At 51.2% G+C, this 24,753-nt stretch carries 20 protein-coding genes; 16 read left to right on the top strand and 4 right to left on the bottom strand.

The window, feature by feature from the left end; genetic code table 11:
* A partial coding sequence (locus ACESLM_RS25995) for a cache domain-containing protein (RefSeq protein WP_372636318.1) occupies positions 1-2,066 on the bottom strand: 2,066 nt, incomplete at its 3' end.
* A 240-nt stretch (positions 2,067-2,306) separates the two neighbouring features.
* On the opposite strand from ACESLM_RS25995, the gene ACESLM_RS25990 reads away from it, so the two are divergent.
* The 7 genes from ACESLM_RS25990 (at position 2,307) to ACESLM_RS25960 (ending at position 10,604) form a co-directional block, all read left to right on the top strand.
* Complete coding sequence (locus ACESLM_RS25990) at positions 2,307-3,836, top strand: extracellular solute-binding protein (RefSeq protein ID WP_372636315.1); 1,530 nt, start codon at positions 2,307-2,309, stop codon at positions 3,834-3,836.
* 186 nt (positions 3,837-4,022) lie between these two features.
* Positions 4,023-4,904, top strand: a complete 882-nt coding sequence (locus ACESLM_RS25985) for an ABC transporter permease (protein ID WP_372636324.1) — start codon at positions 4,023-4,025, stop codon at positions 4,902-4,904.
* A 27-nt stretch (positions 4,905-4,931) separates the two neighbouring features.
* A complete protein-coding gene (locus ACESLM_RS25980; RefSeq protein WP_372636313.1) occupies positions 4,932-5,813 on the top strand; it encodes a carbohydrate ABC transporter permease in 882 nt (293 codons plus the stop codon).
* Between the two features lie 7 nt (positions 5,814-5,820).
* Complete coding sequence (locus ACESLM_RS25975) at positions 5,821-6,951, top strand: hypothetical protein (protein ID WP_372636310.1); 1,131 nt, start codon at positions 5,821-5,823, stop codon at positions 6,949-6,951.
* Between the two features lie 26 nt (positions 6,952-6,977).
* Entirely contained in the window at positions 6,978-8,096 is a 1,119-nt protein-coding gene (locus tag ACESLM_RS25970) for a glycoside hydrolase family 88/105 protein (protein WP_372636307.1), read from the top strand.
* Positions 8,096-9,592, top strand: a complete 1,497-nt coding sequence (locus ACESLM_RS25965) for a glycoside hydrolase family 28 protein (RefSeq protein WP_372636305.1) — start codon at positions 8,096-8,098, stop codon at positions 9,590-9,592. The genes ACESLM_RS25970 and ACESLM_RS25965 overlap by 1 nt, the downstream gene beginning before the upstream one ends.
* On the top strand, positions 9,543-10,604 hold the full coding sequence (locus ACESLM_RS25960; RefSeq protein ID WP_372636302.1) for a dienelactone hydrolase family protein: 1,062 nt from the start codon (positions 9,543-9,545) through the stop codon (positions 10,602-10,604). Before ACESLM_RS25965 ends, ACESLM_RS25960 begins: the two co-directional genes overlap by 50 nt.
* Before the next feature lie 76 nt (positions 10,605-10,680).
* On the opposite strand, the gene ACESLM_RS25955 is transcribed toward ACESLM_RS25960, so the two are convergent.
* Together ACESLM_RS25955 and ACESLM_RS25950 are read right to left on the bottom strand one after the other, a co-directional pair.
* The gene (locus tag ACESLM_RS25955; protein WP_372636299.1) at positions 10,681-11,019 is read right to left on the bottom strand and encodes a hypothetical protein; all 339 of its coding nucleotides are present in this window, start codon (positions 11,017-11,019) and stop codon (positions 10,681-10,683) included.
* Positions 11,020-11,023: 4 nt separating this feature from the next.
* Positions 11,024-12,949 carry a methyl-accepting chemotaxis protein gene (locus tag ACESLM_RS25950; protein WP_372636296.1) on the bottom strand — a complete coding sequence of 642 codons (1,926 nt, stop codon included), beginning with the start codon at positions 12,947-12,949 and terminating at the stop codon, positions 11,024-11,026.
* A gap of 283 nt (positions 12,950-13,232) precedes the next feature.
* Between ACESLM_RS25950 and ACESLM_RS25945 the strand changes: the two genes are divergently transcribed.
* The 6 genes from ACESLM_RS25945 (at position 13,233) to ACESLM_RS25920 (ending at position 20,118) form a co-directional block, all read left to right on the top strand.
* Entirely contained in the window at positions 13,233-14,228 is a 996-nt protein-coding gene (locus ACESLM_RS25945; protein WP_372636294.1) for a PstS family phosphate ABC transporter substrate-binding protein, read from the top strand.
* 144 nt (positions 14,229-14,372) lie between these two features.
* The gene (pstC, locus tag ACESLM_RS25940; protein WP_372636291.1) at positions 14,373-15,281 is read left to right on the top strand and encodes a phosphate ABC transporter permease subunit PstC; all 909 of its coding nucleotides are present in this window, start codon (positions 14,373-14,375) and stop codon (positions 15,279-15,281) included.
* A gap of 3 nt (positions 15,282-15,284) precedes the next feature.
* Complete coding sequence (gene pstA, locus ACESLM_RS25935) at positions 15,285-16,169, top strand: phosphate ABC transporter permease PstA (protein ID WP_372636288.1); 885 nt, start codon at positions 15,285-15,287, stop codon at positions 16,167-16,169.
* A 34-nt stretch (positions 16,170-16,203) separates the two neighbouring features.
* Positions 16,204-16,959 carry a phosphate ABC transporter ATP-binding protein PstB gene (gene pstB / locus ACESLM_RS25930; protein WP_372636286.1) on the top strand — a complete coding sequence of 252 codons (756 nt, stop codon included), beginning with the start codon at positions 16,204-16,206 and terminating at the stop codon, positions 16,957-16,959.
* Between the two features lie 88 nt (positions 16,960-17,047).
* On the top strand, positions 17,048-17,707 hold the full coding sequence (phoU, locus tag ACESLM_RS25925) for a phosphate signaling complex protein PhoU (protein WP_372636283.1): 660 nt from the start codon (positions 17,048-17,050) through the stop codon (positions 17,705-17,707).
* A 197-nt stretch (positions 17,708-17,904) separates the two neighbouring features.
* Positions 17,905-20,118: a GGDEF domain-containing protein gene (locus ACESLM_RS25920; RefSeq protein WP_372636279.1), complete on the top strand. Its 2,214-nt coding sequence runs from the start codon at positions 17,905-17,907 to the stop codon at positions 20,116-20,118.
* A gap of 1 nt (position 20,119) precedes the next feature.
* Here ACESLM_RS25920 and ACESLM_RS25915 read toward each other — a convergent pair whose 3' ends face one another.
* Positions 20,120-20,842 (bottom strand): HAD family hydrolase, encoded by a 723-nt coding sequence (locus ACESLM_RS25915; protein WP_372636276.1) that lies wholly within the window; start codon positions 20,840-20,842, stop codon positions 20,120-20,122.
* A gap of 101 nt (positions 20,843-20,943) precedes the next feature.
* Here ACESLM_RS25915 and polA point away from each other — a divergent pair, with 101 nt between their 5' ends.
* From polA to ACESLM_RS25900, 3 genes are all read left to right on the top strand, one after another.
* On the top strand, positions 20,944-23,646 hold the full coding sequence (gene polA, locus ACESLM_RS25910; RefSeq protein ID WP_372636274.1) for a DNA polymerase I: 2,703 nt from the start codon (positions 20,944-20,946) through the stop codon (positions 23,644-23,646).
* A gap of 38 nt (positions 23,647-23,684) precedes the next feature.
* Complete coding sequence (gene mutM, locus ACESLM_RS25905; RefSeq protein WP_372636271.1) at positions 23,685-24,527, top strand: DNA-formamidopyrimidine glycosylase; 843 nt, start codon at positions 23,685-23,687, stop codon at positions 24,525-24,527.
* Positions 24,528-24,580: 53 nt separating this feature from the next.
* Positions 24,581-24,753: manganese efflux pump (locus ACESLM_RS25900; RefSeq protein WP_372636321.1), on the top strand; the 173-nt coding region annotated here is incomplete at its 3' end.

Genomic DNA, 24,753 nt, shown 5'->3' with positions numbered 1-24,753 from the left:
GCGCATTGCTCCAACGTCAGATCGGTGTCGAATTCATTCTGGATCATATCGATCATTTGCTCGGAGAGGTTCTGGTATTGCGAAGCCTGTCGATCGCGGAAAATTGCGGCCATCGGCAGCACGATCCGTGTTGCAAACCAGGCCTCAATCTCCTGCTTCATATAGAGCCCCAGCAGCTGCTCATAGATCGAGCCCTCCCGTAAGCTAAGCTGTTCCAGCCGGATGCCGGATTCCTGCATGACAACGAGCAGGTCGTTTAGCAGCCGGATAAGCGCGACCTGATATTCATGCGGCTGGCGCTCCTTCTGGAACACCTCGCCGATCCACTTGGTCAGCAGCTCCAATGAGGTTTGATCGTCCGCCAGCTTAATCGCGTCAATCAGCTCATTCTCCAGCTGTCGAGGAAAAGAGAAAATGACGGTGTGTTTGCCCGAGTTTAAGCTGGAATATGGCACGATAACGCCCTTGCCAAGGACAAGCCGCTGCTTGAGCGCCTCCATCCCCTCCTGATAAGCACGTGCCGCCTTGGATGCTTCGCGGAACGGAAGCGAAATCCCGATGCTAACCTCCAGATCCAGAAATTTGCGGATGTTCCCTTGAATCTCTTCGGTGAGCGTATAGACATAATCATGGAATTCCGTCTCCGTCAGGTCCGAGGCGCCAACAGTCGTAACCTGGGTTTGGTCGATCACAATCGGATGAAGCCTGCGTTCGGCGGGAATCATCTCTTCCAGAATGTTATTGATCGCAAACAGCAGCAGCTCCATATCCTTCGCTTCATACCGCGTTTCATCGAGCGCATCGACGCGCAGATTAAGCACAACAGCCTGCTTCCAATCGGCAAACAAACGGTCATAGCCGTATTGGGCGAGCTTCTCGGTCGTTTCGGCACGTCCTGCATTTCCTTGGTACAGCTTCATCAGAAACAAGGAACGGACCTGCTGGGAATTTTGCCGAACCTCCTGCTTCAAGTGACTGTTGGACAGGAACATGTCCTGAATATGCTCCCGAATGACGGAAAACTCATCCTTTTTCTTATCGGTTTGATTCGGCAGCCGTTCCGAGATCGCATTCATAATCGATCCGATCGGATTGTACATCCGTCTGCTGCCCAGCCAAACAGCAGCTACCGATAAGGCAATGATCGCCAGGCAGACGTAGAGGGTAAACCAACCGATGGCGCGCGCTTCCTTCGTCACTTGACCAATCGCGGTGAAGGAGACATAGGTCCAATCATTATAAGTAGAACGAACGAAAGTAACACTCATCGTCTCGCCGCCGGAGGTTGTCTCGAACTGCCCGCTGCCACGCTGCAAGGCTGTTAGCTGCCGATCCGTAATCCAGCCGGTTTCAGTTACTGATTTGCCGACCATATTCTCATCTGCGTGAAGCAGAATTTGATTCCCGGCGTCCAGCACCATCGTGCTGCTCGTCTTCACCCCTTGATCCAGCATGGACGCAAGCGAACAGGCTGGAATGGTAGCCATGGCTAATCCTCGCTTCTCCAGCGTGTGCATCGGCATTTTTTTGACCAGCGTCAATGAATATTTGCAGCGATAGCTTTCCGCTTCGGATGCGCCAAATTCTCCGGTCTGATGCAGCACCCAGCTCGTAGATAGAGGCAGCGTCCGGATCAGCGAGGTCAGCCGATCCCGCTGCGGCACTTCATTCAACGGATATAAGCCGCGATTATTGATGAACCAGTTGTGTGAGGTGTTGAGCAGGATGACATCAGTAACCTTCGTATCGAAGGTTTGTAGATGACCGAGTTCCCTGCGGAGTGCGTTGTATTGTTGAAACTCGTTATACGTTAGCGGTCGATCAAGCGATTCCTGTACCAGATTCGTGTTAATGACATAGGTCAACGTATGATCCAGCGTCCGAAGCACCTGCTCCATATTGCCGTTTACCTGCTTCATCAGCTGTACACTGCTCTGGTTCACCTGCTTCTGAATCGACTTGGCCGAATTCATATAGGAAAATAAGCCGAGCGCCGCCAAGGGAATAATAGTTAGCGCACAGCCGAACACGATCCATTTGAAATAAATGCTTTGCAGTCTCTTCATGCCAACTCCTCCCTTCCTGCGCACGAACCGAACGTTCGAGGTACAATCTATTCTAGGGATTATCGAAACCCGGGGCAATAATCATTTTTCTCCGGATAATCACTAGATCAGATGCAGTCTGCCAATCACTTGTGCTGCAAGGGCTTTCAGGTTCGTATCCACGGATTATATACGTAATGACGTTTCGCAAGTTACAGTAGGAGCAAGCAAGACGACAATCCAAATCAGGAGGTCAAGACGATGAAAAAGAGATATGGCAAAATGGCAATGGCTGCAGCACTTACATTATCGGTAGTGGCGGCAGGGTGCGCCCAGAAGCCGGATGGCTCGCAAGGGTCCTCGGGAAATGCAGTGGAAGCGAAGAAGGGCCCGACTAAAATTACCATTATGGCAAACCTTCACACTCCGGAAGTACCGTCTGACATCATTGAGAAGCTGCTGGAAGAAAAAACAAATACGGAGCTGACGTTCCAGTGGGTTCCGGACGGCAGCTACGACGAAAAGATGAATGCAGCGTTTGCGACAGGCTCGCTTCCACACGCTGTATATGTAAAGAATCAAACCTCCTTGATTATGTACCGCGACGCCATCCGCAATGGCCAGTTCTGGGAAGTCGGACCGCTGCTCAAACATTATCCGAACCTGAAAAATCTGGACCAGAATGTGTTAAACAATATATCGGTCGACGGCAAAGTGTACGGTTTATACCAAGAGCGCCCGCTGTCCCGTCAGGGCATCATCTACCGTAAGGATTGGGCGGATGCGCTCGGTTTGAAGGCGCCGCAGACGACGGAAGACCTATACAATATGCTGAAGGCGTTCACAGAGAACGATCCGAACAAGAGCGGCAAGAAGGATACGTTCGGCCTGACGGACCGTAGCGATCTCGTATACGGCGCCTTCAAAACGGTAGCCTCTTACTTCGGAACTCCGAACGGCTGGGGTGTACAGGACGGCAAGCTGGTACCGGAATTTATGCACCCGGGATATATGGAGACGATGAACTTCTTTAAGCGTCTCCATTCCGAAGGGCTTATGAACAAGGACTTCCCGGTCACAAGCAAGAACGATCAGCAAAATCTGTTTATTACGGGCAAAGCCGGCGTCTATATCGGTTCTATGGCGGACAGTGTGTCGCTGCATGCCAAGATGATCGACGTAAACAAGAATGTCGTGCTTGATGTGGCGAACCGCGTCAAGAAGCCGAACGGCAAAGAAGGCGTCTGGGCGATTCCGGGCTTCGGCTCCGTCGTCATGTTCCCGAAATCTGCGGTGAAGACGGAAGCCGAGCTGAAGGACATCCTTGCCTTCTATGACAAGCTGATGAGCCCTGAGGTTGCCAACCTGACCTACTGGGGTGTAGAAGGCCAGCACTATACGAAGGAAGCGAACGGCAGCATTAAGCCGAATCCGGATACGAAGCTTACCGACCGTGAAGTGAAGGCATACCAAGCGCTTCAGGTTGGCGGACCGAGCACAATCAAGATGCTGGAGCCCGTGCATACGTTGCCGGTAAAAGCGAAAGCGGAAGAGCTGATTCTCGATAACAACAAAATTCTGATCCACGATCCGACGGCGCCGCTTGATTCCAAGACGTTCACCGAGAAGGGCTCCAGACTGCAGGAGATCGTGAAGGATGCGACCTACAAGTACATTCTGGGCTCGATTGATGCAGCCGGCTTCCAGAAGGAGATCGACCGCTGGAAGAAGGATGGCGGCGACAACATCATCGCCGAGTTCAACGCATCGTTCCAGCAAGCCAAGAAATAAGCTGCCGCGTTAGGGCGGAGAGAGGGCTGTTAGCCGGATTACGGTTCAACAGCCTTCTCCATCCCGGCGCCATTACGAATGAGGGAGACGGGAGCCATGAGCACGAGAGAAGCCGCCATTCCGGGAGCAGGAATTCATCCCGCTCAGACGAAGCGCAAGGACCATTCCAGCCTGTGGAACCGCATCATGAAAAATCGGGCGATGTATATGATGATCTTGCCCGGATTGCTGTTTTTTATCATCTTTAAGTATGTCCCAATGGCGGGCCTTGTTATCGCCTTCCAGGACTATAAGCCGTATCTAGGTATTACCGGAAGCTCATGGACGGGGTTGTCGCATTTCGAAAGACTGTTCAGCGAGCCGATGTTTTTTACGATATTGCGCAATACGCTTGTCCTGTTTGCCATGAATTTGCTGTTTTATTTTCCGGTGCCGATTCTGTTGGCCGTAATGCTGAATGAGGTTCGCATCAACGTATTTAAACGTTTTGTACAAACCTTGGTTTACATTCCGCACTTCATGTCCTGGGTCATTATCGTTTCGATTTCATTCGTCATGCTGTCGACGGACCGGGGGCTGATCAACGAGCTGTTCGCAATGATGGGCTTTGAGAAAATCAATTTCCTGCTCAGCAATGAATGGTTCCGCCCGATGTACATTCTTCAAGTGATATGGCGCGAGGCGGGTTGGGGTACGATTATTTATTTGGCCGCGATGGCTGCGATCGATCCGGGGCTGTATGAAGCCGCGCGTATTGACGGAGCCGGACGCTTCCGCCAAATTTGGCATATTACGCTTCCATCGATTCGAAGTGTCATCGTTGTCCTGCTCATTCTGAAGATCGGCGATGTACTGGAGCTTGGCTTCGAGCATGTGTACCTGCTGCTTAACTCGATGAACCGGGAAGTGGCGGAAATCTTTGATACGTATGTGTATACGGCAGGTCTCAAGCAAGGGCAATACAGCTTCAGCGCCGCCGTCGGCTTTTTCAAATCGTTCGTCGGATTGCTGCTTGTTTTGGGGGCGAACTGGCTGGCGAAGAAGGTTGGCGAAGAGGGGATCTTCTAAAGGAGAGAAAAGGAGGCTGATTCAGCCATGGTCCAGGATAAAACGCTGCTCAGCAGATTGTTCGACGGGGTGAACTATACGCTCCTGACACTCGTCGCGCTTGTGACGGTGCTGCCTTTCCTCCATGTCATCGCCGGGTCCTTCACGACGGTACAGGAGCTCGCACAGAAGCAGTTCGTTCTGTTTCCCACCGTATTTACATTAGACGCGTATCGATATGTACTGTCGACGAACGTTATTTTTAAAGCGCTTGGCGTGTCGGTCGGAGTTACGCTGTTCGGCACGCTGTTCAGCATGTTCCTCACCTGCCTGATGGCATACGGATTGGCGCGCAAGGATTTGGTCGGCCGCAACGGAATTATGTTTGCCGTCGTGTTTACGATGCTGTTCAGCGGCGGCATGATCCCCACGTTCCTGGTCGTCAAGCAGATGGGTCTCATCGATTCATTCGCGGCGCTCATTATTCCGTCGGCCATTAACGCGTTTAACCTGATTATTATGCGCAACTTCTTTCAAAATCTTCCCGACGGAATCGAGGAGTCGGCAAAAATCGACGGCTGCAGCGACTGGGGGATTCTGTTCAAAATTGTGATTCCTCTCTCGATGCCGGCCATTGCGACGATTTCGCTTTTCTACGCGGTGACGTACTGGAACACGTATTTGCAGGCGATTCTGTACTTGAACGATACGGCTAAGTGGCCGGTGCAAATCATTCTTCGCCAGATCGTCATTCTGGCCAGCGGACTGGCTGCCGATACGTCCGGCTTTGACGATGGGTTCGTTCAGCCGCCGGAACAGACGGTCAAGATGGCGGTAATTGTAATCGCAACGCTGCCGATTCTGCTCGTATATCCGTTCCTGCAAAAGCATTTTGCCAAGGGTGCGCTGCTTGGTTCGATCAAGGGGTGACCGCCTAATGAAAACTCAGGACGACAACAGGGTTGTACAGGAGACAGCTGAACGATTGGAGAAGCTCGACTGCTTGTTTTACGGATTTTTCGAGTGGCTGGAAGGGCAGTATGATTCATCTACGGGAGGGTTCTTTTATGCCGTTAGCTCGAAGCGCTCGGGTCAGTTCAGGCCGGATATCGAATCGACGGCACAGGCGCTGAACATTCTGGAGCGCTGCGGCTTGCTCGCCGGACTTGGCGAAGGGATGAAAGCCGGTCTGGTGCGTTTCTTTCAGAGCAAGCAGGATCCGGCTTCCGGTTATTTCTACGATGAGGACCCTGCGATGCGCGAGGATGACGTGATGGTCGGACGTGCGTTTGGATACTCGGTGCATGCGCTGAGGAAGCTCGGTGCGGAGCCTGTCTATCCGCTTCCGGCCGAACGGAACGCCGCTCCGTCCTATATGCGATCGGTCCCCGCTTACCGGGAATGGCTTCACTCGATCGACCTGCGTAATTCATGGCGCGGCTGCGATAGGCTGTGCAATTCTGCGCCATATATCGAGCAGCTAACGGGCGCTGAACGGGACATGTATGTGCAGGCGGCGCTCGATTATTTTGCCGACATTCAGCACCCTGCGACCGGGTTATGGGGAGAAGGTGCGCCCTATGTAAGAGTGTCGGGAACGTTCAAGCTGCTCACCTTCTATAGCCGGTTCGGCATTCCGATGCCGCGTGTACATGAGATGTACAGGAGCCTGCTGAATTGCTTGCGCCACGACGAGGCAGTCGATATGTGCTATATCCGAAATCCGGTCAATCTATTGTCCTCCATGAAGCTGCCGATTCCGGCAGAAGACATGCTGGAGATCGCGACCATAACTGTACGCAATGTATCCAGGCTGAAGCGCAGTGACGGCGGCTTCTCGAGGGAGCTGGGACATTCGCCTGTAGCGCCGAATGTGGCGCAAGTGAAGCCGGGCGAAGCTTATCCGGATATGCCGAAGCCAGTTCATCTCGGACTTGGGCTGGTCGAAGGAGATATGAATGCAGGAACGCAGGCGGTGCTGATCCGTTGGCAGCTGTACGAGCTGGCGGGACTGCCGATGCCGAAGCTCAGAATGCCGGAACGAGGAATTGGGTTCAACGAAAGATAAGCATGAGGAGAGGAGACCTGCTCGAGATGACAACAATGGTACGGACGCCGCTTGCGCTTGCCAGGGCAGCTTCGGAAGCGCTAATGGCTGCATATACACCTGAGGAGCTGCCGCCTGCGGGGAGATGGCATTACCATCAAGGAATTTTTTTGTACGGGATGCTGAAGGTGTGGGAGGAGACGGGCGAGGAGTCGTTCTATGGCTATGCGAAAGCCTATGTCGATCTCTTGGTCGATCGACTTGGAAATCTGTATTTCGCGCGGGATGAGCTGGATTCCATCATGCCGGGTTTGCTGCTGTTCACCTTCGATCAGGAGGAGCCGGAGGATCGCCGATATCGGGCGGCTGCCGCCAAGCTTCGCGGCTTGTTCGGCACGCTGAACCGCACGGCTGAGGGGGGCTTCTGGCACAAGGATAAATATCCGTACCAAATGTGGCTCGACGGGCTTTATATGGGCGGCGTTTTTGCGATGAAATATGAGAAGGCTTACGGGGAAGCCGGGCTGATCGATATGGTGCTGGAGCAGGAGCGGCTCATGCGCAAGTACATGTTCGACAAGCGTACCGGGCTCTTGTTCCACGCATGGGACGAAAGCCGAAAATTCCCTTGGGCGAATCCGGAAACCGGCTGCTCGCCGGAATTTTGGGGACGTTCGCTCGGCTGGTACGGGATGGCGGTCGCCGATTTTCTGGATGAGCTGGGCGCAGAGCATCCCGCCTATTCGGAGCTGTGCACCGTGCTTGGAAGCTTCGCCGAATCTCTCATCCGTTATCAAGATGCCGGGAGCGGACTGTGGTATCAAGTGGTGGATAAAGGCGATCGTGAGGATAATTGGCTGGAAACCTCCTGCACAAGCCTCTTCGTCTATACCATCGCGAAGGCGTATCGGCACGGCTGTGTCGGCTCCGAAGCGTATGAAGCCGCAGTGAAGGGCTTCGAGGGGCTTGCAAACCGCGTTTACGTAGAGGAAGCGACAGGGCGACTTGTTGTGCCGGATATTTGTATCGGAACATCAGCCGGCGACTACACCAATTATGTAACAAGACCGGTCCACGAGAATGATCTTCACGGGGTTGGCGCTTTTATTTTAGCCTGTATGGAGATGAATCGGTTGAGCGATCTGAGGATGGGCGGTGACCGGTAATGGCGGCCTTCAGCATTGTTGATTTCGGCGCAGTCGGCGATGGGGCGGTGGATTGTACGTCCGCCTTCGCACAGGCGATTGAGTCGTGCTCGGTGGCGGGCGGCGGAACTGTGCTTGTGCCTGCCGGAACGTATTTGACCGGTCCCATCCGGCTTGCAAGCCACATGACCTTGTATGTGGAAGCCGGAGCGATCATCCGGTTTATCGATCAATTCGATCGATACGAGCCGGTACAGACACGCTGGTCGGGCTATGAGTGCTACGGCTACCAGCCGCTCCTGTTCGGCAGCGGTCTGGAGCGGATTTCGATTAAGGGCGAAGGCGTGATTGACGGTCAAGGCGCCGCTTGGTGGCAAGCGTATCGTGAGCTTCGCTATGAAGGCAGGCTGCCGGTTACTTCGGTACGGGAATCTTTGCTGGAGCTGAATTGGGAGCTAAAAGGGCGTACGCGCAGCAATATTGTAGAGTGGGAGTCGCAATTTCTGCGCCCGCCTTTGCTTCAGCTGATCGATTGCCGCGCTGTCGTGATCGAAGGGGTGACACTCCGCAATTCTCCGTTCTGGAACACACATCTTGTGTACTGCGACCATGTGAACCTGCGTGGTCTTACGATCGAGAATCCGTCCGATACGCCGAACGGGGACGGGCTTGATCTTGACTCGTGCTCAAATGTGCGGGTTTCGGACTGTCATTTTGACGTTGGGGACGATTGCTTGTGCCTGAAATCCGGGATCGATGAAGACGGACGAAGAGTCGGGAAGCCGACGGAGAACATTACCGTTACCAATTGCACGATGCTCCGCGGACACGGTGGCATCGTATTCGGCAGTGAAACGGCAGGGGGCATTCGCAGGGTTACCGTGACGAACTGTGTTTTTATCGGCACCGACCGCGGCATTCGGATCAAGACGAACCGGGCCCGTGGCGGCGGCGTTGAAGATGTGCTGATCAGCAACATCTATATGAAGGATGTGTTATGTCCGATTGCCATTAACGCATTCTATCGTCATGGGGTGGATGAATCGAATCCTCTCATGTCGAGCCCGGAAGCGATCCCGGTGACGGACGCGACGCCGGTTATCCGCGGCATTCATATCAGCGATGTTACAGCCCGAGGCGCGCTAGGAGCGGCCGCTTTCCTGTTCGGCTTGCCGGAGCAGCCGATTGAGGATGTGTCCTTGCGTCATATTACGATTGAGATGACGAAGGATCCGCACGAGCAGGGCGGTGAACCGGACATGGTAAAAGAAAAGCTTGTCATGGCCGGCGATGGTTTGTATGGGAAATACGTGAACGGACTTGCGCTGCATCAGGTTCGAATCGAGACAAGACAAGGCCCGGCTGTCGTTCTGGAATGCTGCTCCGATGTGCAGGCGGACGGTGTCACCATGAGGCATCCACACCCGAATACGCCGGTTATGCTGTGGAATGAGGGGGAGGTGCCGGATGTGGAATCCGGACGAATGGCTCAGGAAGCGGCTGTCTCGAAGCGCTGACGACAGGCGCAAGCATTGGCTCGGAATCCTCGACGTAGAGAGGCGTCAGCAGATGCTGGCGGAGCTTCGTAGCTCGCTGGGGGATTTCGGGATTCGTCCGGAGCAGCCTGCAGGAGCGGCGGAGCTGTCTCCCGTCCTGCTCAGCCAAGAGAAGCTGGCAAGCGGTGTCATCCGCGAGCGGGTGGAATACACCACTGTTGAGGGATTGCGCGTCCCGGCTTATGTATTGATTCCTGCTGATCGGCTTCCCTCCGGCAAACGAGCAGCCGTTGTCGCTTGGCATGGTCACGGTTATGGAAGCCGTGAAATCGCAGGCTTGACTGCCGACGGAAGCTCGAATGAATCAGTTCCGGGCATTCACGGCAACTATGCGCTGGAGCTGGCAAGACGGGGCTTTCTCGTTATTGCCCCGGAAATGATTGGTTTCGGTGATCGCCGACTAGCCGCAGATAGGAAAGAAGCCGCTGCGATGGGGAATGCGTCTGTCAATTCCTGCTTTACTCTGGCTTCGGTGCTCCTGCTTCAAGGACGTACGCTCGCGGGACTTCGAGTAAGCGAAGCGATGCGGTCGATCGATTACCTCCTTACCCGCAGCGATGTGGACGGCGCCCGTATCGGCTGCTTTGGCTTCTCCGGCGGCGGTATGGTTGCATCCTTGACTGCAGCGCTTGATGAACGAGTCCGGGCAACGGTCGTTTGCGGATACGCGAGCACGTACGAGCGATCTATTCTGGCCAGACGACACTGCTTGGACAACTACATTCCCGGGGTGCTGTCCTATGCCGAGATGCCGGATATGCTCGGACTTGTTGCGCCTCGTCCGCTCTTTCTTGAATCGGGCAGCCAGGACCCTTTGTTTCCGACTGCCGCGTACCTGGATGCAGTCGAATCACTGTCGGGATTATATGCACGGCTGGAGGCGGCGGATCGATTCGATTGGCATTTATTTGAGGGCAATCACGAAGTAAGCGGTGCACGCTCCTATGAGTGGTTACGCCGGCACCTGATGTAGGACGACAAGTAAATATTTGTATAAAAGCCTCTGGATTCGGAATCCTATACGGGAGTCCGAAACAAGGAGGTGTGTACTAATGATGAAACGTATTGCAGTTTGGCTGATGTGCGTTGTTCTTGTGTTTGCAATTGCAGCTTGTGCAGGCGGTCAACAGGCGGGTCAACAGGGCGGCGGCCAACAGGGTGGTCAAGGCGGTCAGCAAGGCGGCCAAGGCGGAGGTCAGCAAGGTGGACAAGGCGGTCAAAGCCAGTCCAAGAGCCAAGGCGGCGATCAAGGCGGTCAAGGCGGTCAAGGCGGTCAAGGCGGCGGTCAGTCCAAAGGCCAATCGCAGGGTGGCGACGAGAAGGAAAAAGAAGAATAGGATGATGGAAACCGCCATGCTGTTACGATGCATTGGCGGTTTTCGCTGCATTGATTTATTTAGCCCCGACCAGGATCTTCTCTTCAACTGCCGACGTCGGTTGCTCCAAAGTATTCTGATGATTTGTCTGAGCCTCTTGTTCGGGTTCATCTCGGGTTAAGTTTTTGTTGATTTGTTCAGGTTCAACAGTCAAGTTCGGTTGAACGTCCATATCAAGCTTTTCCGTTAGCGGATTAGGGACGAAATATTCTTTGTTATTGCTTTGTGTCAACGTAGTCGCTTCAAGTAGCTTAAATCGGGCAATCTCATCTAATAAAATACCCGTGCTTTCGTTTATTTCCTTGGCTCCAAGTTCAATTTGTTGAACGGCAAAGCTTTGTTCCGCTGTAATTGCCGTAATTTCTTCGACCCCGGCTGCTGTTTGCTGCGAGATAGAGGCGACGTGCCCGAGTGCTCTCACAAAATCCGCCGCCTGTTCGGAAGCAGTATCCATTCCCTCATCAATTTGTGTAATGTGGGTTACGATGGTATTCAGTGATTCGTGTATCCTTCGAAAAGCGTGCTGAGCGTGTTCGACCAGGCCATTCTGACTGACTACGGCTGTCTTTGCTTCGTTCAACTGCAGGTTTGCATGTTCAATTTTGTTGCGAAGTCGATCGATGGTGGTTCGTACGGATTTTGAGGACAAGCTGGTTTGGTCTGAAAGCTTGCGCACCTCCTCGGCAATGATGGAGAAGCCTCTTCCATGCTGGCCTGCCCGCGCCGATTCAATGGCGGCGTTCAGTGCAAGAAGGTTTGTCTGACTTGAGATTTCCATAATCGTTTGCATAACGATATCAATTTCCTCAGAGGCTGCAACAAGCGCTTTGAACGCATTGTTAACATCATAAATTAGTTCCTCAGATCGCGCAGATGCCTTTCCCAGGGAAGTCATGGTCGAGGCGCCTGCTACAGCTAGTTCAGTAGCGTCATAACCGGAGCTCCTGACGATGTCGGAAACCTCCTTCACCTTATGAAGCTCTTCGGAAATCCACTGAATTTTGGTAACGCTCGACTCGAGCTCAGAAGCCTGGTGGGAGGCTCCTGCCGTAATTTCGTTCATTGCGCTACTGATGCTGGTGTTTGCAGCTGAAGTGTTTGCTGAGAACTGTTCAAAGAAACCTGCTTTTGATTTTAGAGACATTGCTGTTTGTTTGGTTTGGACGAGCATGGCGCCAACTTGGACGACCATCTGATCAAATTGTTTGCCAAGCTGTCCAAGTTCATCGGAAGAAGTCAAATCTGTTCGATGGGTTAAATCTCCATCCGCAATGCGCTTTAGCGAACCCTGCAACGTATTTACTTTGCGCATTAACGGTACGATGATGACAGATGCAGTCAGTAAACTGATCACAAGAACGAGCGCCATAAACCTCCAAGCCATATTTGCAGTTTCATACAAGGTATTTTCAGAGGTTATAATTGCTTGATTCGTTTGGGCGGAAAGAATTTCATGAAATACTGCGATTAAAGAAAATATGTAATCTTGATGGGCTTGAGATGCTTGAAACACCTGTATAAGCTGCTCTTGGGTTTCAGCAGGAGAGATCGTCCGATTAGCAGCCACCTGCTCCGCTCGTGTCAAGTTCGCTGCAAACTCTTTAGAAACAGTGCGCAAAAATTGCGCAGTTCTTCTTTCCTTTAATTCATCCCCCAATGAGGCGATCTCTTCAACCTTTGCAAAAAAAGCAGGGTGGGTATCCTTATGCTTGGCCGCAACTTCAGGGGAACGGGTAATGATAAACTCAGCGAACCAGATATTCATTTGCTGCACGGTGCTCCGCAGTTCGATGACTTCTTTCTGAAGCTTGGACCGCTCGTTCTGAACATAAATACTCTTCTCGATTTCATTGATTTGATTGTAATTGTATAATCCTGTAGCTGCGAAGCACAATATTAACAGTCCAAAACCCGCTATTAGCCTTGCTTTAAGTGTCATCATCTTCAAATGCCTCCATCCGAATTTTAAACTCTCTCTTTTATTTTTAACTTGTCTACATGTTATCACCCGTTCGTTTGTTGAAAATTATAATTTTGTTAAACCTTTGTTAAAATTGTCGAAATCGTTCGATTAATGGCGAGGAAGGAAGACAAGCCAAGTAAAAGGATTGTCGGATTAAGCAATGTTTTTTACATAGCGTTAACAAAAAGTGCGAATCGGGTTAACAGTTGACCTTTACTATAGGACATGTTGAATAACTAATAGAATGAGGAGTGGTCGTACAGTGTTAACAGTAAAGAAAGGCATGATCATCGCAGCAATTGCAGCACTAGCGGTAACAACAGCTTGTGGGGGGAAAGACGCAACGAAGCCGACGGATGGCGGCAAACAAGGTTCGACTCCGCCAGCGGCACAAGCTCCGGCAGCTCCTGCCAAGAAGCTTGGCGGTACCATTCAAGTAGACGGCTCTTCCACGGTGTTCCCGCTTTCCGAGGCTGTATCTGAAGAGTTCGGCAAGGTCCACAAGGAAGTTCGTGTTCCTGTAGGTGTATCGGGTACTGGCGGCGGCTTCAAGCGTTTCTGTGCAGGCGAAACCGCAATTTCGAACGCATCGCGTCCGATCAAAGCGGAAGAAGCTCAGGCTTGCAAAGACAAGAATATTGAATACGTAGAACTCGCTGTAGCCTTCGATGGACTTTCTGTTATTGTAAGCAAAAATAATACATGGGTTGACAAATTGTCGGTAGCCGAGCTTAACAAAATTTTCGAGCCGAACTCCAAGGTTGTAAACTGGTCGGACGTACGTGCGGAGTGGCCGAAAGAAAAGATCAAAATTTATTCCCCGGGCGCTGATTCCGGCACGTTCGACTATTTTACTGAGGCAGTAAACAAAAAAGCACAGGCAAGCCGCAACGACTCTCAGGTTACGTTCTCCGAGGACGACAACGTCCTTGTAAACGGCGTGGCCGGCGACAAAAACTCAATCGGTTATTTTGGCTTCGCATATTATGAGCACAACGCCAGCAAGCTGAAGCTCGTCCCGATCGTTAACAAGGATGGTAATGCCGTTCTTCCAGCCGAGAAAACAATCAATGACGGTACTTACAATCCGCTTTCTCGTCCGCTGTTCATCTATGTGAACAAAAAGGATCTGGCTCGTGAAGAAGTGAAGGAATATGTAACGTTCTACCTGAAGAACGCTGGCAAGCTTGCCAAGCAAGTAGGATACATCAACCTGCCGCAAAAAATGTATGACGACGGTTTGGCGAAACTGAACTAATTGTCGAAATATGGGTTGACATCATAACTGCATAACGCCACAATAAGTGTGACAGCCCCATAGAGGTAATTCATTCATATGGGGTGTCACATTTTTACTGCATGAATTGTAAATAAATTGTTAAGCTGAGGGGATTATCAACGCATGGTACAAGGCCGTGACATCTTCAAAAACAAACGTGTGTTTATTTTGGACAAGATTATGCCGGTGCTTCTTTTCTTGTGCGCAACGGTCTCCGTCTTGACCACAGTCGGCATTATATGGACGCTTTTGGGTGAAACGATTGTATTCTTTAAACTCATTAACCCTATTGAGTTTTTCACCGGGACCAAATGGGCTCCATTGATTGAACCTAAAGCATTCGGCGTTCTTCCGCTGATTAACGGTACGCTCATGATCACCTTTATTGCGTGCCTTGTCGCGATGCCAATCGGACTTGCCTCCGCAATTTATCTAAGTGAGTATGCGCCGCTCCGAGTCCGGAAAATAGTGAAGCCGATATTGGAGGTGCTGGCTGGAGTGCCGACAATCGTTTACGGCTATTTCGCCTTGACCTTCGTAACTCCGTTGCTGCAAACCTTTATTCCAGGATTAGGGCTGTTCAACGCATTAAGTGCAGGAATTGTGGTTGGCATTATGATTATCCCGATGATCTCGTCATTAAGTGAGGATGCAATGATGGCTGTACCAAAAGCATTGCGGGACGGTGCTTATGCGCTTGGCGCCACAAGACTTGAGGTCGCTCTGAAAATAGTCGTTCCCGCTGCCTTGTCAGGAATTATAGCTTCCTTCGTGCTTGCTTTTTCGCGTGCGATCGGAGAGACAATGGCGGTTACTGTTGCCGCAGGCGCAACTCCCAAAATGACACTGAATCCAATGGAAAGCATTCAGACTATGACGGCGTACATTGTACAAGTCTCGTTGGGCGATACGCCGCATGGCTCTGTAGAATATGGTACAATCTTTGCGGTAGGTATGACGCTGTTCGTAATTACCTTCCTGCTTAATATTTTTGCTCAATACATTTCTCGCCGTTTCAGGGAGGAGTATTAATTCATGTTTAATGACTCCAACAAAAAGCAAATTGAAGGAAGGCGACGCTTCGATTTTTATTTGCATCTTCTGTTTGTCGCCGCTACTTCCCTAGCCGTTCTCGTCCTACTTGTTCTGATCATTGATATTGTCATCCAAGGCGCACATATGTTAAAACCTCACTTTTTTACCAACTTCCCTTCCAGGAATCCACATGAGGCAGGATTGCTCTCTGCCATTGTTGGCACTGCATATTTCGTCCTCATTATGGCTCCATTGTCGTTTATCCTTGGGGTCGGTGCGGCGATCTACCTGGAGGAATATGCGCGTAAGAATAAGTTGCGTTCTTTTATTCAGCTTAATATTTCGACGCTCGCTGGAATTCCATCGATTGTATACGGGATTTTAGGACTCGCCTTGTTCGTCCGCGGTCTCGGAATTGAACAGCTTGCACTTGGACGCAGTGTTTTGGCAGGTGCGTTAACGATGACTTTGCTTGTGCTTCCCATTATTATCGTAGCTGCGCAAGAAGCTATTCGTGCAGTACCTGGCACGTTGCGCAACGCATCTTTTGCGCTTGGCGCGACGAAATGGCAAACGGTTCAGCGAACGGTGTTGCCGTCAGCGATTCCTGGTATTTTGACAGGTATTATCTTGGCCCTGTCTCGTGCGATTGGAGAAACAGCGCCGCTTGTTATGATCGGGGCGCTTACGTTCGTAAACTTTTTGCCAAATGATGTGTTCGATCAATTTACGGTTATTCCGATTCAAATCTTCAACTGGGTTTCAAGACCTCAGCAAGCTTTCCATGATTTAGCAGCTGCAGGCATCATCGTGCTGCTAACGCTGTTGATTCTCATGAATATCTCGGCTGTACTGCTTCGAAATAAATATCAGCGAAAGGGATAATATTCCTTCGTAGCCAAGGAGAGATTGTACCTATATGAGCACTTTGATCGACATTGCCAAGCTGAATTTATTTTATGGCTCGTTTCATGCGCTAAAGGACGTAACACTTCCCATTCAAGAAAAGTCAATTACTGCTTTCATTGGACCGTCTGGTTGCGGTAAATCCACTTTGCTTCGGACCTTGAACCGGATGAATGATATGATTCCAGACGTGCGTATAGAAGGTAGCATGAAAATTTCGGGTATTGAGCTGTATAGTTCAGAGGTGGATGTAGAAACACTTCGCAAGAAGGTCGGCATGGTATTTCAACAGCCGAACCCATTTCCGAAATCAATCTATGACAATATTGCGTATGGACCTCGTATACACGGAATAACGAATAAATCGCAACTGGATGAAATTGTCGAAAAAAGCTTGCGAGATGCCGTGCTTTGGGATGAAGTCAAGGACTTTCTGAAGCGATCTGCATTTAGCTTGTCCGGCGGACAGCAGCAACGACTGTGTATCGCTCGGGCGCTTGCGGTGAACCCGGATATCCTGCTCATGGATGAGGCGACCTCAGCCCTTGACCCGATTTCCACCTTGAAAATTGAGGAACTTGCCCAGGAACTTCGCAAAAAGTATACGATTGTCATGGTTACACATAATATGCATCAAGCTGCGAGAATTTCTAATACAACTTGCTTCTTCTTGAGCGGAGAGCTAGTTGAATATGCGGAGACTGAACAGTTGTTTTCTTCGCCTTCAGATAAACGAACAGAAGATTACATTACTGGACGCTTCGGTTAATATTTCGACAAAAAGATCCCGTTGCAAGAGCGTTAATACTATGTTATTTTTATTCAAGTTACATTTTTCGGATAAGGGGGTTGATCGAATGGATACTCGCACATCATTCCATCAGGCGTTGGACGATTTGCATGGCAATGTGCTACTCATGGGCACTCACGTTGAACGTTTGATACACCAAGCTGTCGATTCATTGTTGAAGCTCGACGAAGAACTTGCTCGCAAGACGATTGATGAAGATGATCAGATTGACGAAATGATGCTTAAGATTGAAGAAACCTGTCTCCATTTAATTGCTTTACAGCAGCCGATGGCCAGCGATCTTCGTCTTGTAGGAATGGCGCTGAAGACAGCGATCGACTTGGAACGAATCGCAGACCATGCTGTTGATATTGCGAAGATTACCATGCGATTGTTTGGACAAGAGATGGTAAAGCCGCTTGTGGATATTCCCAAGATGGCGGACCTCGCGAAAAATATGCTGCGGGAGAGCCTAGCGGCATACATGGACCGTGATATCCATCGCGCAGCCGGTTTGGCAAAGCTTGATGATGAGGTGGATAAGCTGTACAGTACGCTATTCCATGAAATTACGAACTTAATGGGAGCCGATTACCAAGTTAACAAACAGCTGACGCATTTGTTAATGGTTGCGCACTCGATTGAACGCGTTTGTGACCATGTAACGAATCTTGGAGAAGGTGTTATTTATTTAGTCACCGGCAAGCGCAAAGACTTGAACGTTTAAATTGAATGCTCATAAGGCTCTTTCCTGTTGGAGAGAGTTTTTTTTATTTGTGATCAGTATGAAAAAAGTTCTTGCTTAGGGCAAAGGTCACTTGTTTTTACGAAAGATGTCGAAATTTAACGTATAATTAACATTCAGAATATATTTGTCCTTTATAATAGCTGTAGACAGTGATTGTGTTAGAGAGAAGGTTACATATGATTAGCATGCGTGTATTTGAAGTACAACTTCTAGAAGAAATACATAATCATATGAAAGAAGGCTGTATTGGCGTTTTATACTTGGATGTGGAGGGCTTGTCCGAACTGGAACAAGCAAGTGGTAGACTTTTTTGCGAGCAAATGCTTCAGTTTATCGACTTGAGCTTGAAAGCAATCCGAGTGGATACGCCTCATTTATTTTACTCTACGCGAATTGGCGACGATTTCTTTGCCTATATCGGATTGGATACTGTGAATGTAACGACAAGTGAAAGACTGTTATTTGATTTTGCCGCAAATATTCGGAAGCGAATTGAACATGAACTATCGCAACGCTTTTCAAATGGTTTGAATGTCAAATTGCAAAGCGGTTGCTCTTTATTTGTGGATGCACCGGACAAGGATCTGGACAACTTGCTTTATTCTGCTATGAAACAGGCGATTCGTCAGGTTAAGCGCAGCGATGTGCCTCAGCAGCAGCTCCGAAATGAATTTAATCAGATCATACAAGAACAGCTGATGTATTCCGTGTATCAGCCGATTGTTTCATTAACAGATGCGGCAATTTTCGGGTATGAGGCTTTGACTCGTGGACCGGAAAATTCTCCTTTTCAATCACCGCTGACTCTGTTTTCGTTCGCAGAAGAGGAAGGGCAGACGTATTCGCTGGAGAAGATTACAAGAGAAAAAGCAATACGAGGCTGCAGCGGGCTTAAGCCGAATCAGCGTGTGTTTATCAACTTGTCAGCACATATCATTCATGATCCGGAATTTAATCCGGGAAGAACTCATAAACTGCTACACCAATGTGGTTTGTCACCCAATAATGTTGTCTTTGAAATCACAGAAAGAAGCTCCATTGACGATTTTACAACGGTAAAAAAAGTTTTGCATCATTATCGGGCGCAAGGCTATCAAATTGCAATTGACGATGCTGGAGCAGGGTATTCTTCGCTTCAAGCAATCGCTGAACTGAGTCCAGATTATATCAAGGTGGATCGGTCTCTGCTTCAGAACATCCACGAAAATAAGGTTAAGGAATACATCCTGGAGACGTTTGTTACATTTGCCAGGAAAATGAATATAAAAATTATCGCAGAGGGGATCGAAACAAGGGAAGAACTGATTAAATTGATGAAAATGGGGGTTCACTTCGGTCAAGGATTTTTTCTGGGGCGCCCAAATAAAGGTTTGCAACCTATAGATTGGGCGGTTACGGATGAGATCAATAGACAAAGGGAACATTTGGATTCCTCATTTTCCAACTTTACAATCGGTGATTTGGCGCTTCCTGTAAAGACATTTCCAGAAACGACACTTACTTCGCAAATTACCCATTATTTTAACAGCAGCATGGATGAACAGGGTGTCGTTATCATTAATGCAGACAAAGAGCCAGTCGGACTCGTTACGCGGGATAAGTTATTCCAGTTGCTTGCTGGGCAATACGGACTCTCCTTGTATTGGAACAAGCCGATACGCCATATTATGGATCGTCAAGCACTTGTTGTTGAGCATCGACTTTCTCCCGAAATTGTCTCGCAAATGGCAATGTCCCGTGATTTCCACCGACTATATGACTTTGTGATCATTGTCAGAGACGGAGTCATGATCGGAGTTGCGACGATCCGCTCGATACTGGAATCCATCACACAAGTCAGGATGGAGAATGCTCGGGTATCGAACCCATTAACAGGTCTGCCGGGGAATGTACAAATTCAGCGTAATATGCGCAGTTATCTAAGTCGAGGCCTTAGTTTTTCGGTTATATATGTGGATATTGATTACTTCAAGTGGTTCAACGATCGCTTCGGCTTTCAAAAAGGGGACGAAGTCATCCAATATACTGCCGACATTATTCAGTATGCGGTAAATGTATGTGGTCATCCCCATGACTTCGTGGGGCATATTGGGGGAGATGATTATATTGTGATCACCTCAGCTTCCGATTCCCAACGTCTATGTGAAGAAATTATACGAAGATTTCAGCAGGGCATAGCCATTTTTTATGAAGATGATCAGATGGAATTCGTTCTGGATAGGGATGGGAATAAAATTGCTGGCAAGGGGATGTCCCTGTCATTGGCATTGGTGATTTGTAAAGGCGGTCCAGACTTAACTCCTGAGCATATTTCCAAGCAGGCAGCAAAGCTAAAGAAAGAGTCCAAGGCGCAGCAAGGCAGTGCAATTGCGCAAACTGTGATTGAATAACCTACTGCTCAGCCAAATTACCAAGGTCCACAAAACGCCTGATTACTGCGACCTGCTTGCTGTCGACTCGAATGAATTGAGGCGGTTTAGACAGCTGCTCGGGGCGGAGCCAGATGGGGAGCATTCCTGCATCAACCCCGCCCTTTACGTCTCTGCGCCAGCTGTCGCCGACCATCACGCATTGCTCCGCTTTGACGCCCGCTTTCCGTGCTGCCAGCCGAAATAGCCGCGGATCCGGCTTGCGGAAGCCTGCGCCGGAGGAGTCGACGATGAGCTTTTCGTCAAGGTAAGGCGTCAGCTTGCCGAGCTCGAGCACACGCTCGACACGCTTGCGGCTGCCGTTGCTGATGATGCCGATAGCTTTGGCTTGCGCCAGAAGCTTGAGCGTTGGCGCAGCTTCCGGCCGGATCCGGATCGTATGAACACGCAAGCCCTCGTATTCCCGCCGGAAGGACGTCAGCCATTCGCGGCCCGACTCGATTGGTGCCCTGCGCAGCACTCGCTTCAAGCTTTCCTCGAACGAAAGATGTCTGGCCCTGTGCTTGCTGAACGTCCGGTAGATCGATCCGGCGTTCCACTCCCCGTCCTCCGGCAACCACCTTCCTGTCAACTCCTTCAGCACCGCGAGAAAGCAGTCCCGATCCGCCTGCGGCTCGTCCGTCAAGGTGCCGCGCACATCAAGAAAACAGACGGGCTTTTCCCGATAATTGCTCCAGATTCCCACTTGGTTCGCACACCCTTTTTCCCGTTTACTCTAGTGTATGTGTTGGCTCTGTCAATGTGTTATCATTAGGGCATGGATTTTTGGGAAGGGATGACAATTGGATGACGGATAAATTGATTGTGTTGGATGGGAACAGTATTGCCTCTCGGGCTTTCTATGCGACTCCTCCGCTTACGAATAAGGCCGGTACGCCGACCAACGCTGTATATGGATTCACCAACATGCTGCTGCGCCTTCTCCGCGAGGAGCAGCCCTCTCACATTCTGGTCGCGTTCGACGCGGGGAAGATTACGTTCCGGCATGAAGGGTACACCGAGTATAAAGGCGGACGGGCCAAAACACCGCCGGAGCTCTCGGTGCAATTTCCCATTCTCAAGGAGCTGCTGGATGCGTTCGGTATGAAGCGGTTCGAGCTGGAAGGGTACGAGGCTGACGACATTATCGGGACGATGACCCGGCTGGCGGATGAGCGCAAGCTGCCGGTCGTTGTTGTGACGGGCGATAAGGATATGCTGCAGCTCGCTTCGGAGTATGTGACGGTTCTGCTTACGCGCAAAGGAATATCCGAGGTGGAGAAATACGATCCCGCCGAAATTCAGGACAAGCTCGGACTGACCCCGTCCCAGATCATTGATTTGAAGGGCCTCATGGGCGATACGTCGGACAACATTCCGGGGATTCCGGGCGTCGGCGAGAAGACGGCGCTTAAGCTGCTGCACGAATACGGCTCGGTGGAAGGCGTGCTGGAGCATGTGGAGCAATTGACCGGCAAAATGAAAGAGAAGGTGCGGGAGCATGCGGACAGCGCCAGACTAAGCAAGAAGCTGGCGACGATCTACCGCGAGGTTCCGATGGAAGGCGAATGGGAGCAGTACAAATACGAGGGCTGGGACGGCGGCGCGCTCAAATCGATGCTGCAGCAGCTTGAGTTCAAATCGCTGCTGGAGAAGCTGGATTTCGGGTCGGACAATGCGGAGATGTCATCGGCGTCGGCGTCGGGCGATCAAAGCGGCGAGCTGCTGGCTGACGTTCGTTTCGTCCTGACGCGGGAGCAGGCGGCTGAATGTGCGGATGCGCTAGGCAAGGCATATGCGCAGGGGATTGAGCCGTCGGTCATCGTCGAAATTCCGGGAGAGAACCCGCACGGCGCTGAGCCGCTCGGTGTCGCTGTTTATATGGGGGAGGAGTCGCCGGGGTATTATGTGCCTGCGGAGAAGCTGCTGGGCGACGAGGGAGCGCAGCTTCGGGAGTGGCTTGCAGATGCTGGGAGATCGAAGGCGGTGTACGATTCCCATAAGGCGGAGGTCGCTCTTCATTGGAAGGGGGTTGCACTGCGCGGCGTTACTTTTTGCTCCCTCTTGGCCGCCTACTTGCTGGACCCGACCGAGTCGGGTCATTCGGTATCCGGACTTGCGGACAAATACGGCTTGCCGAAGGTGCCGGCTGAGGAGGATATCTTCGGCAAAGGCGCCAAGTTTCACATTCCGGAGCTGGAGACGGCCGGCGCGTTCCTGGCGCGCAAGGCGGCGGCACTCTTCCGGATCGTGCCGCTGCAGCGCAAGCAGCTGGAGTTGAATGGCATGAGTGCGCTGCTGGAGCAGCTGGAGCTGCCGCTTGCCTCCGTGCTGTCTGCCATGGAGCTGAGGGGGATTACCGTTGATTCGTCTGATTTACGTGCCTACGGAGAAGAGCTGATTGCGGAAATCGGGAAGCTTGAAGCCCGGATTTATGAGCTGGCGGGGACGACATTCAACATTAACTCACCGAAGCAGCTTGGCGAAATTTTGTTCGAGAAGCTTGGCTTGCCTGCCTGGAAGAAGACGAAAACCGGCTATTCGACGGATGCCGAGGTTCTGGACAAGCTGGCGCCTTATCATGATATCGTTGCGTTTATTCTCCATTACCGGCAGCTGGCCAAGCTGCAATCCACCTACGTAGAGGGCTTATTGAAGGAAATTCAGCCTGCTACAGGGAGGGTGCATACGTATTACCGCCAGACGATTGCTGCGACCGGACGGCTGAGCAGTCAATTCCCCAACCTGCAAAATATCCCGATCCGCCTGGAGGAAGGGAAAAAAATCCGTAAGGTGTTTGTGCCGTCCGAACCCGGCTGGCTCATTCTTGCTGCCGATTATTCGCAAATTGAGCTGCGCGTACTGGCGCATATCGCCGGCGATGAACGGATGAAGGAAGCGTTCCGATCGAACATGGACATTCATACGAAGACGGCGATGGACGTGTTTGGCGTGACAGCGGATCAGGTGGATGCCAATATGCGCCGTCAGGCCAAGGCGGTCAACTTCGGGATTGTATACGGCATCAGCGATTACGGCTTGTCGCAGAACCTGAACATTACGCGGAAGGAAGCGGCAACGTTCATTGAGCAGTATTTGGCGGCATTCGATGGTGTGCGGACCTATATGGAGGACATTGTAGCGAAGGCGCGCAAGGACGGCTATGTGGAGACGCTGCTTCACCGCAGGCGGTACCTTCCGGATATTAATGCGTCTAATTTCAATCTCCGCTCGTTTGCCGAGCGAACGGCGATGAATACGCCGATTCAGGGCACCGCAGCCGATATTATCAAGCTGGCGATGGTTCGAATCGAAGAGCGCCTTGTTCGGGAAAAGCTCCGTAGCCGCATGCTGCTGCAGGTCCACGACGAACTTGTATTTGAGGTTCCGCCCGAGGAGCTGGATATGATGAAGGTGCTGGTGCCGGAAATGATGGAGGCTGCGATTGAGCTTGACGTTCCGCTTCGCGCTGACGTCTCGTACGGGATTAATTGGTACGAGGCGAAATAAGGGGAATTCGGTATAATCGAGCGTGAGGTGACCTGAACATGCCGGAGCTGCCGGAGGTAGAGACGGTGGTTCGCACGCTGAACGGCCTGATTGTCGGAAAGACAATTCGGGATGTGCAGGTGCGGCTGCCGCGAATTATACAGAAGCCTGATGATCCGCCGCTGTTTGCGGCGATGCTGCAGGGACGAACCTTCGAACGTGTGGAGCGTCGAGGGAAATTTATTCGAATGCTGCTGGACGGGATTACCCTTGTGTCCCATTTGCGGATGGAAGGGCGTTACGGGCTGTACCGGACGGGGGAACCGGAAGAGCTGCATACGCATGTCGTCTTTCGCTTTGAGGACGATACCGAGCTTCGGTACAAGGATGTGCGGCAATTCGGCACAATGCATCTTTTTGTGCGCGGCGAAGAATTTGAGCAGCCGCCTTTGCATAAGCTGGGTATGGAGCCGCTGGACGAGCTGGTGTTCACGTATCGCGCATTCCGCGATCTGATGGCGAAGCGTTCGACGCGAGTGAAGCCGCTCCTGCTCAATCAAGAGATCATTGTCGGCCTCGGCAATATTTATGTAGACGAAGCGCTTCATCGGGCCGGCATTCATCCGGAGCGGGAGGCCGATTCGTTGAAGCCGTCCGAGCTGAAGCGGCTCCATGAATCGATCGTACGGGTGCTGCGCGATGCGGTGGATGCGGGAGGCTCCTCGGTAAAGTCATACGTGAACGGTCAAGGCGAGATGGGCTATTTTCAATATTCTTTACGGGTATACGGACGCAAGGGCGAGCCTTGTCAGGCTTGCGGAGCCTCTATCGTGAAGACGGTTGTCGCCGGCCGCGGCACTCACTTCTGCCCGCGATGTCAGAAGGACAAATCACGAAGATAGCGCCCTCGCATATGATGAATTCCAACCAGGCTAGGCGTCTGGTGGATCATGATATGCGCGGAGGTGTAAGCTTGACGGGATCCGTATCTTTGCTGCTGCTTGCGCTTGCGGTCAGTCTTGATGGCTTCGGCGTTGGTGTAACGTATGGCTTGCGCGGGATTCGCGTACCTTGGGTGTCGATCGCCATCATCGCGGCCTGTTCGGGACTTATGCTGTTCATCTCAAT

This window comes from Cohnella sp. (assembly GCF_041641335.1).
In the GTDB taxonomy this organism is placed as follows: Bacteria; Bacillota; Bacilli; order Paenibacillales; family Paenibacillaceae; genus Cohnella.
Note: the sequence above shows the minus strand (reverse complement) of the source record. Positions and strands in the feature narration are given on the sequence as shown.